At 67.6% G+C, this 8,661-nt stretch carries 9 protein-coding genes; 8 read left to right on the top strand and 1 reads right to left on the bottom strand.

Going from position 1 to position 8,661, the window contains the following annotated elements; translation table 11 throughout:
• Positions 1 to 42 precede the first annotated feature (42 nt).
• Positions 43 to 1,764, top strand: a complete 1,722-nt coding sequence (locus PK606_RS15540; protein WP_324565248.1) for an IPTL-CTERM sorting domain-containing protein — start codon at positions 43 to 45, stop codon at positions 1,762 to 1,764.
• A gap of 125 nt (positions 1,765 to 1,889) precedes the next feature.
• On the top strand, positions 1,890 to 2,747 hold the full coding sequence (locus PK606_RS15535) for a GNAT family N-acetyltransferase (protein WP_324565247.1): 858 nt from the start codon (positions 1,890 to 1,892) through the stop codon (positions 2,745 to 2,747).
• 15 nt (positions 2,748 to 2,762) lie between these two features.
• Here PK606_RS15535 and ygfZ read toward each other — a convergent pair whose 3' ends face one another.
• Entirely contained in the window at positions 2,763 to 3,695 is a 933-nt protein-coding gene (gene ygfZ / locus PK606_RS15530; RefSeq protein WP_324565246.1) for a CAF17-like 4Fe-4S cluster assembly/insertion protein YgfZ, read from the bottom strand.
• 47 nt (positions 3,696 to 3,742) lie between these two features.
• Between ygfZ and mltG the strand changes: the two genes are divergently transcribed.
• The 6 genes from mltG to PK606_RS15500 all read left to right on the top strand — a co-directional run bounded on the left by mltG (position 3,743) and on the right by PK606_RS15500 (position 8,533).
• Positions 3,743 to 4,765 carry an endolytic transglycosylase MltG gene (gene mltG / locus PK606_RS15525; RefSeq protein ID WP_324565245.1) on the top strand — a complete coding sequence of 341 codons (1,023 nt, stop codon included), beginning with the start codon at positions 3,743 to 3,745 and terminating at the stop codon, positions 4,763 to 4,765.
• Positions 4,765 to 5,421, top strand: coding sequence for a dTMP kinase (gene tmk, locus PK606_RS15520; RefSeq protein ID WP_324565243.1), 657 nt, complete (start codon positions 4,765 to 4,767; stop codon positions 5,419 to 5,421). The genes mltG and tmk overlap by 1 nt, the downstream gene beginning before the upstream one ends.
• Positions 5,418 to 6,506 carry a DNA polymerase III delta subunit-related protein gene (locus PK606_RS15515; protein WP_324565242.1) on the top strand — a complete coding sequence of 363 codons (1,089 nt, stop codon included), beginning with the start codon at positions 5,418 to 5,420 and terminating at the stop codon, positions 6,504 to 6,506. The genes tmk and PK606_RS15515 overlap by 4 nt, the downstream gene beginning before the upstream one ends.
• 23 nt (positions 6,507 to 6,529) lie before the next feature.
• On the top strand, positions 6,530 to 6,901 hold the full coding sequence (locus tag PK606_RS15510; protein WP_324565240.1) for a PilZ domain-containing protein: 372 nt from the start codon (positions 6,530 to 6,532) through the stop codon (positions 6,899 to 6,901).
• 145 nt (positions 6,902 to 7,046) lie between these two features.
• On the top strand, positions 7,047 to 7,853 hold the full coding sequence (locus PK606_RS15505) for a TatD family hydrolase (protein WP_324565239.1): 807 nt from the start codon (positions 7,047 to 7,049) through the stop codon (positions 7,851 to 7,853).
• Positions 7,850 to 8,533, top strand: a complete 684-nt coding sequence (locus PK606_RS15500) for an ankyrin repeat domain-containing protein (protein WP_324565238.1) — start codon at positions 7,850 to 7,852, stop codon at positions 8,531 to 8,533. The genes PK606_RS15505 and PK606_RS15500 overlap by 4 nt, the downstream gene beginning before the upstream one ends.
• Positions 8,534 to 8,661: the final 128 nt, after the last annotated feature.

Genomic DNA, 8,661 nt, shown 5'->3' with positions numbered 1-8,661 from the left:
CCATCAACTTCGGTTCATTGACCTCGGTGTTGCACTTCGGTCTTGAAACCGCCGGGTTATTTCGACATGCATTCTTTCAAGCATTTGCGTCATATTCCGAAATGGCTGGCCGCGCTTCCTTTGGCGGCCGCCATGGCAGGTCCTGCCTTTGCCCAGGCCGCGTTTCCGATGGAAACGACGCCGGTCACGCTGGATGGCACGCCGCTGGGCACGCAAACCACCGGTAGCGGCTTGATCAACACGGTGGTGCTGGTCGATGGCGTCTATCACATGTGGGTGATCAAGAGCGGCGCCGACTCGTACGTCAGCAAGACCATCCATGCCACTTCGGCCGACGGTATCCGCTTCACAAGCGACGGCACGATGACCGTGCCTGAGAAGTACTGGCAATTGCCTTGTGGAGCGACTGATCCCACGACTTTGGTCAACGAACCGACCGCATCACGCCTCCGGGTGTCGCAGGTGGATGGGCAATGGATCATGACGGTGTGGCACGGTAATCAACCGGGCACTACCTTGTACAGCTACAACACCAGCATATGGCGCATCGGTGCTGATCCAAACAGCCATGCCCTGAGCCTCATAGGTCCGCTTCCAGCGGCCAATTGCGCACCGGCCGACAATAAGCGACCCGGCAATAATCATGTCGGCGTGTTTGGAATGACCGGCTCGCAGCAGGAGGGTGGCGACCTGCGCATCTGGCTGCGACAGGAAAGCAACAGCACGCCGCAGACGCCGACCAACCCGCCCACGCCGACATTCACAGGTGGCAACCTTGGTGGCTATGCGATTGATTTCGGACCACCGATCACAACTTCCACGGTACCCGCCTACGACCGTTTCGCAACCGAGACCTATCAGGGTGACTTGTTCGCAGACACAGATTACTACGAGTATCCGATCGATAGTGGATCGACCATGGTGCACGCCATTGGAAGGACACTTGATCATGGCGGCGGGACGTTCGTGACGTACTACGCGCTGATGGATCGAGTCTCTCAGGTGCCGCGCGAACACGAACTGTGGTATGTGAAATCGACGGACTACGGCGAGAACTGGGGTGTTCCAACCCGTATCTATGGAGACGGTGTCGGTGACGGCGTGCTGGTCAATGGGATGCCAGCAACCTATGGATTTCGCGCGCCGGAAGTAGTCGCCGGCGGTGAGCGTACCTACTTCTGGACGCGCGATGTCTGTAACAACCATGTCATGGTGACCGCCATCGATGAGCAGACCAAGCCAAAGCTGAACATCGCCAAGGATTTCGAGCCGAACCAGATTGACGTCGGTGCGACATCTCAACTCACTGTAACTGTCACCGCGCCAACAGTCTGTCAGCCCGCGCCGGAAGGAGACATCGTCACCAACATCATGCTCACCGATACCTTGCCCGGTGAAGGCAAGGTGACGCTGACCGGTACCACCCTGGACAACACCTGTGGAGGCACAGTCACTGCAAACGCTGGCGAAACGGCCATCACGCTGACAGGCGCCGGTCTTCCGATGGGCGGAAGCTGCGAGTTCACGGTCGAGGTGAAGGGCAATGCTGCAGGTGTCTATCCGAACGTGATCCCGGTCGCCAACGTCACCAACGATCTGAAATGGGCGGCTGCCGAGGATGCGCGGGATACCCTGACCGTGGGTGCGCCGCCGCCCGCCACGGTCACGCCCGTGCCCACCACCGGCCCGCTGTCGCTGGCCGCACTGGCTGGTCTGCTCGGCTTCTTCGCGGTGCGCCGCAACCGCAAGAGCAAGAAGGACTGAGCTTGTTGACGATCTAGAATGATCGTCCCACGGCGCCTGTGTAGGGCGCCGCGGCAGTCTTGTCGCCGGCGTTTGTTCATGCAAGCGCCGGTTTTCTGTTTCTCGCTGCTGGAGGCCGGTCCGCCATGAAACCTGCCGACTTTCGCTTCCGCCATCGCCTCAGCGTGTGCCGGGCCGAACTGGGTCAGCAGGCCGCCTTCAACCCGCACGATCTGAGTTGCTTCGATCGCGCCATCGCCGGTTACTGGCGTGCGCTGGCGCTGCCTTACGCGGCGGCGATGCAGCGGTTGGGCGGCGACCTCTTTCTGCGCAAGGCCACGGTGGAGTTCAACGCATCGGCCAGCCTGGAAGACGAACTCGACATCGGGCTGCGTTGCCACCGGATTGACGAGGCGTCGCTCATCTTCCCCGGTAGTGTTTTCCTGGGTGAGCAACCGCTGATGGCGGCGGAACTGGTCTATGTGTTCGCCGACTCCGCGACCAAGCGCAATCGCCCGGTGCCGGCGCCGCTGCGCGCACTGATCGAGGCCTACGAAGCCGGCCGGCCCGTCACCCGGCTGCAGGTCGGTGGCTGGAATGAACTGCGCGAGCCAGCGAGCGCCGTGCGCACCGCGGTGTTCATCGAGGAACAGGGCATTGCGCGCGAGGACGAATGGGACGAGGCCGACCATGCTGCCGTGCATGCCGTCGTCGGCAATCTGCTCGGCATGCCGGTGGCCACCGGACGCCTGCTGCAGGACGCGCCGCGCGTGGGCCGCATCGGCCGCATGGCAGTACTGCAGCCGCTGCGCGGCAGTGGCCTGGGTCAGGCGGTCATCGAGTCGTTGGAACGGGCCGCCCGCGCGCGTGGCGACCATGAACTGCGCCTGTCGGCACAACGCAGTGCGGAGGGGTTCTATCGGCGCCTGGGCTATCAGCACCATGGCGCGCCCTACGAGGAAGTGGGCATCCCGCACATCGGGATGCGGCGCGCGCTGGCCTGAGCAGGCTGGCGCGGCTCAGATGTCCTCGGCCAGCGCGTACGGGATGCGGATGTCCGTCATCGGCGGCCCCTCGATACCTCCGACGCGCAAATCGGCCGCCGCCTCGGCCGTTTGCAGCACCGCTATCACCGCCGTTCCGCCCTGGGGTGTGGTGGCAGCCTGTGCGATCTGGCCGACCGGTTGCTCGGGATCGGCCGCAGCGAACACGTCGTCGCCGGCCTGCGCCGCGCCATCCACCTGCGCCACGTAGGCGCGCCGCTTGATGGCGCCGCGGAACTGGCTGCGCGCGACGACTTCCTGGCCGGGGTAGCAGCCTTTCTTGAAGTTCACGCCGCCGGCGGATTCGTAGTTCAGCATCTGCGGCACGAAGGCCTCGGCCACGGTCTTGGTCACGGTGGCGACGCCACCGCGCACCGCCGCCCAGTCCCACCAGCCGGCCGGCAGTGCCTGGCCAGCGGGGGCCGGACTGCCGGCTGCGGTGATCAAGAGGGCACGTGCGGCGCCATCGGCGGGCGGCAGCGGCGCCACGAAGGTGTCGGCGGCGAGCGCTTCGCCGGCCGTGGCCGCCTTCGCGGTCTCACCGATCAGCCCATGCAGCGACAGCTCATCCGACGCATCCGACAGCCTGACCTTCGCGCGCAGCACGAACATCGACAGCTTGCGCAAGGTGGCCGGCAGCAGGTCGTGGCTGCACACCAGCCAGAACTCGTCGGGCGCGCGCCGGCAGGCGATGAAGCTGGCGAGCATGCGGCCCTTGGGGTTGCACAGCGCGGCCAGGCGCGCCTCGCCGGGGCGCATCTGCACCATGTCCTGGGTCAGCTGGCTTTGCAGGAAGCTGGCTGCGTCGTCGCCCAGGGCTCGGATCACGCCGAGCTGGGGCAGGGCGGTCATGCCGTCGAGGCCGGCGGCGGTCGTGGGCGGGGCGGGGCGGTCCAGGGATGCGGTCATGGGCTGAATTATCATGACCGGTTCTTTCACAGGTGAATCGAAAGCCCTTGCGCAAGCTGCTGGCATTGCTGTTGATCGTGATCGCCGCCGCGGCTGCGGGGGCTTGGTGGTGGACGACGCAGCCGCTGCCGCTGGCGGCGGCCAGGGTGGAGATCAGCGTGCCCAACGGGGCATCGCTGCGCACCGCGGCCCACAAGGCGGTCGAGGGTGGGGTGCGGACCTACCCCGAGCTGCTGCAGTGGTACTTCCGCCTGGCGGCGCGCGAGCAGACCATCAAGCCGGGCGAATACGAAGTCACGCGCGGCATGCGGCCGGCCGACCTGCTCGACAAGCTGGTGCGCGGCGACCGCATCGTGCTGACGGTGACCCTGGTCGAGGGCTGGACCTTCAAGCAGGTCCGCCAGGCGCTGGCCAGGGCCGAGCACCTCAGGCCCGAGACCGCCGGCATGTCGAACGAGGACGTCATGAAGGCGCTCGGCAAGCCCGGCGTGGCGCCCGAGGGGCGGTTCTTCCCCGACACCTACCACTACGCCAAGAACTCGGGCGACCTGGCCGTGCTGCGCCAGTCGTTGCAGCTGATGGATCGGCGCCTGTCGGCGGCCTGGGAGGCGCGCGCGCCCGACCTGCCTTTGAAATCAGCCGACGAGGCGCTGATCCTGGCCAGCATCGTCGAGAAGGAAACCGGCCAGCACGCCGACCGGCCCGAGATCGCGGGCGTGTTCATCAACCGCCTGCGCATCGGCATGCGCCTGCAGACCGACCCGACGGTGATCTACGGCCTCGGCGATGCGTTTGACGGCAACCTGCGGCGCAGCCACCTGACGACCGACACGCCCTACAACACCTACACCCGTGCCGGCCTGCCGCCGACGCCGATCGCCATGCCCGGCAAGGCCTCGCTGATGGCCGCGGTGCAACCGGCGCAGACCAAGTCACTGTATTTCGTCGCCCGCGGCGACGGCAGCAGCCATTTCAGCCCCAGCCTGTCCGAGCACAACCGCGCCGTCAACAGGTACCAGCGCGGCGGTGGTGCGGCTGCAGGCAGTGCGGCAGAAGGTGGCGGCAACTGATGTCGGCGCGCGGGATCTTCATCAGCTTCGAAGGCATCGATGGCGCGGGCAAGTCCACGCACATCGACGCCCTGGCAGATGCCTTTCGCACCGCGGGTCGCCACGTCACGCTGACGCGCGAGCCGGGCGGCACGCCGCTGGCGGAACAGCTTCGCGCGCTGGCGCTGCACCAGCCAATGGACGCGCTGACCGAGGCGCTCCTGATGTTCGCCGCGCGCCGCGACCACATCGGCCAACTGATTGCCCCCGCGCTGGCGCGCGGCGAAGTGGTGCTGAGCGACCGCTTCACCGATGCCACCTTCGCCTACCAGGGGGGCGGGCGCGGCTTCGACTGGGGCGTGCTGCAGACGCTGGAACAACTGGTGCAGGATGCCGGCACGCTCGGGCTGGAGCCGGCGCGCGCGCCCTTGCTGCAACCCGACCTGACGATCTGGTTCGACCTGGCACCCGCCGTCGCCGCCGCGCGCCTGGCCGGCGCGCGCACGCCGGACAAGTTCGAATCGCAGCCGCTGGCCTTCTTCGACGCCGTGCGTGCCGGCTACGCGCGCCGCCGGGATGAGGCGCCAGCGCGCTTTGCCCGCATCGATGCCGGCCAGCCGCGCGAGGCCGTCTGGGCTGCGGTGCAGGCGGCGGTGCAGGGCAGGGGGTGGCTGTGAGTGCCGGCACCCTGGCGCCCTGGATCGGCGCGCAGCTGCAAGCGCTGCTGGCCCGGCGCGGCCATGCCTGGCTGCTGCAGGGGCCGTCGGGCCTGGGGCAGTTCGAGTTGGGACTGGCCCTGGTGCGCGCCTGGCTGTGCGAACGGGCCCCCACGCTTCCTGCTGCGCATGGCTCGCTGCCCCCCGAGGGGGCGCACGCCGCCTTGGGGCGGCCCGGTGGCGGCGTGGCGCCGACGCCCGCCGGCGCCTGCGGCGAGTGCGACAGCTGCCACGCCATCGATGTGCACGCGCATACCGACCTGGTGGTGCTGATGCCCGAGGTCGAGATGATCGCGTGCGGCTGGCCCTTGTCCGAGAAGGCGCAGAAGGACATCGACAACAAGACGCGCAAGCCGAGCAAGGAGATCCGCGTCGACGCCATGCGCGATGCGATCGAGTTTGCCCAGCGCACCAGCGGGCGCGGACGCGGCAAGGCGATGCTGGTGTATCCGGCCGAGCGCATGAACGCGGTCACCGCCGCCGCCTTGCTGAAAACCCTGGAAGAGCCGCCGGGCGACATGCGTTTCGTGCTGGCGACCGATGCCGCGCACCTGTTGCTGCCGACCATCCGCAGCCGTTGCCAGAGCCACACCCTGCGCTGGCCGGCCGAAGCCGAAGCGCTGGCCTGGCTGGCGCAGCAAGGCCTGCCGGCGGGCGAGGGCGCCGCCCTGCTGCGCGCGGCCGGCGGCCGGCCCAGCGATGCGCTGGCACTGGCGCAGGGCAGGGACAGCGCGCGCCAGTGGGCCCTGCTACCGCACGCGCTCGCTCGCGGCGAGGTGGCAGCGCTGGCCGAACTGCCGCTGCCCGAGGCGGTGGCGCGGCTGCAGAAGCTCTGCCACGACCTGCTGGCGCTGCAACTGGGCGCCGCGCCACGCTTCTTCGACGCCACCGACCTGCCCGAACGCCGGCTGCCGGTCGCCGCGCTGACGCGCTGGTGGAGCCAGCTGAACCAGATCGCGCGCAGTGCCGAGCACCCCCTGAACCCCGGGCTGGCCGCCGAATGGCTGGCGAGTTCGGCGCGCCAGGTCCTAAACTCCAGGGTGTGACCTACACGTTGTCCGAGCACCCGATGGATACCGAAGTCCGCGACGATCCCGACCCCCAACGCCCGAGCGTGCTGCAGTTGGTGCTGCACGACGCGGCGCAGTTGCACGCCGCCTACATGCCCTTGTTCAAGCATGGCGGCGTTTTCGTTCCCACCGTGCGCGACTACCACCTGGGCGACGAGGTGTACCTGCTGATCACCCTGCCGGGCGAGGAGCAGCGCTACCCCGTCCTCGGCAAGGTCGCCTGGATCGCGCCGCCGCGTGCCCTGGGCAGCCGCGTGCAGGGCGTGGGCGTGCATTTTTCAGGTGACGACAAATCGGACCAGTTGAAGGCCCGGATCGAGGAGCTGCTGGGCACGCTGATCGCCACCGAGCGGCCGACGCAGACCATTTGACGCAGCGCTTTTCAGCGCCGGCCGATCGCGTCATGGGCCGCGTGAGCGCAGGCCGCGTGATAGCATCAAACCGCATTTCCAGTGCCATGCAAGCGGTCCTGCGTGACGCGGCTCACGATGTCCGGCCTGGCGCACTCATCTCCAGATGTTCACCGACTCGCATTGCCACCTGACCTTTCCCGAGCTGGCGGGCGATCTGCCGGCGGTGCGCGCCGCCATGGCCGCGGCCCGGGTCACGCGGGCGCTGTGCATCAGCACCACGATGGAGGAGTTTCCGCGCGTGCAGGCTCTGGCCGCGCGCTACGACAACTTCTGGGCCACGGCGGGCGTGCACCCCGACAGTGAGGACGTGCACGAGCCGGACGTCGACGAGCTGGTGGCCGCCACGCGGCTGCCCCGGGTGGTGGCAGTGGGCGAGACCGGGCTGGACTACTACCAGATGCAAGAGCGCAAAGGCGGCCGCAGCATCGCCGACCTGGACTGGCAGCGCGCGCGCTTTCGCACCCACATCCGGGCCGCACGCCAGGCCGGCGTGCCGCTGGTGATCCACACCCGGGCGGCGTCCGACGACACGCTGGCGATCCTGCGCGAGGAGGGTGAAGAGGGCGGGGCGGGCAGCGCCGGCGGCGTGTTCCACTGCTTCACCGAAACGCGCGAAGTGGCGCGGGCGGCGCTGGACATGGGCTTCTACGTCTCGCTGTCGGGCATCGTCACCTTCAAGAACGCTCGCGAGCTGCACGAGGTCGCCAGGCTGGTGCCCGACGACCGGCTGCTGATCGAGACCGATGCGCCCTATCTGGCGCCGGTGCCGTACCGGGGCAAGCTCAACACGCCGGCCTACGTGCCGCATGTCGCGGCGGGGCTGGCACAGCTGCGTGGTGTCAGCGTGGACCACATCGCGGCCGTTACCAGTGCCAATTTCACCCGTCTGTTTCCAAGGGTTGCATCATGAACCGGACCGATTTCCTGCGTTTCGTCACGGCGTTCGGCGTCCTGGGCCTGGCCGCGCCGCTGGCATTGGCTGACGACGCCGACAGCTTCTTTCGCGCCGTCAAGCAGGACAATGCGCCCGCCATGCGCAGCCTGCTGGAACGTGGCGTGGACCCCAACATCAAGGACGACAAGGGTTCGTCGGGCCTGCATCTGGCGCTGCAGGACGGCGCGCTGAAGGTGGCCGACGTGCTGCTGGCATCGCCACGCCTGAAAGCCGAATCGCGCAATGCGGCGGACGAAAGCCCGCTGATGATGGCCGCACTCAAGGGCCATCTGGACATCGCCGCGCGCCTGATCAAGCTGGGTGCCGACGTCAACAAGCCAGGCTGGGCGCCGCTGCATTACGCCGCCACCGGCGGCCATCTCAAGCTGATGGAACTGCTGCTGGAAGAGCACGCCTTCATCGACGCCGAATCGCCCAACGGCACCACGCCGCTGATGATGGCCGCGTCCTACGGCACGCCCGAAGCCGTCAAGCTGCTGATCGAAGCCGGTGCCGATATCCACATGCGCAACCAGAAAGGCATGACGGCGCTCGACTTCGCGCGCCGTGCCGAGCGACCGGATTCGGTGGAGCTGATCGAGACCGCGCTGAAGTGGGCGCGGCAGAAGCAGCAAGGGCCGCGCGGCACTTGGTAAGCGGTCGCTGAGTCCTGATCGCGAGCGCGTGATGCCATGGCCCAGAGGCTGGATTGGGCCGCATGTACCCATCTATTTGACTTTATACGATGTGTATTCGATGACGAGTTAGCACTATTTCAATGGTG

Source organism: Ottowia sp. (assembly GCF_035444425.1).
Classification (GTDB): domain Bacteria; phylum Pseudomonadota; class Gammaproteobacteria; order Burkholderiales; family Burkholderiaceae_C; genus Ottowia.
This window is presented reverse-complemented; position numbering and strand designations above follow the sequence as displayed.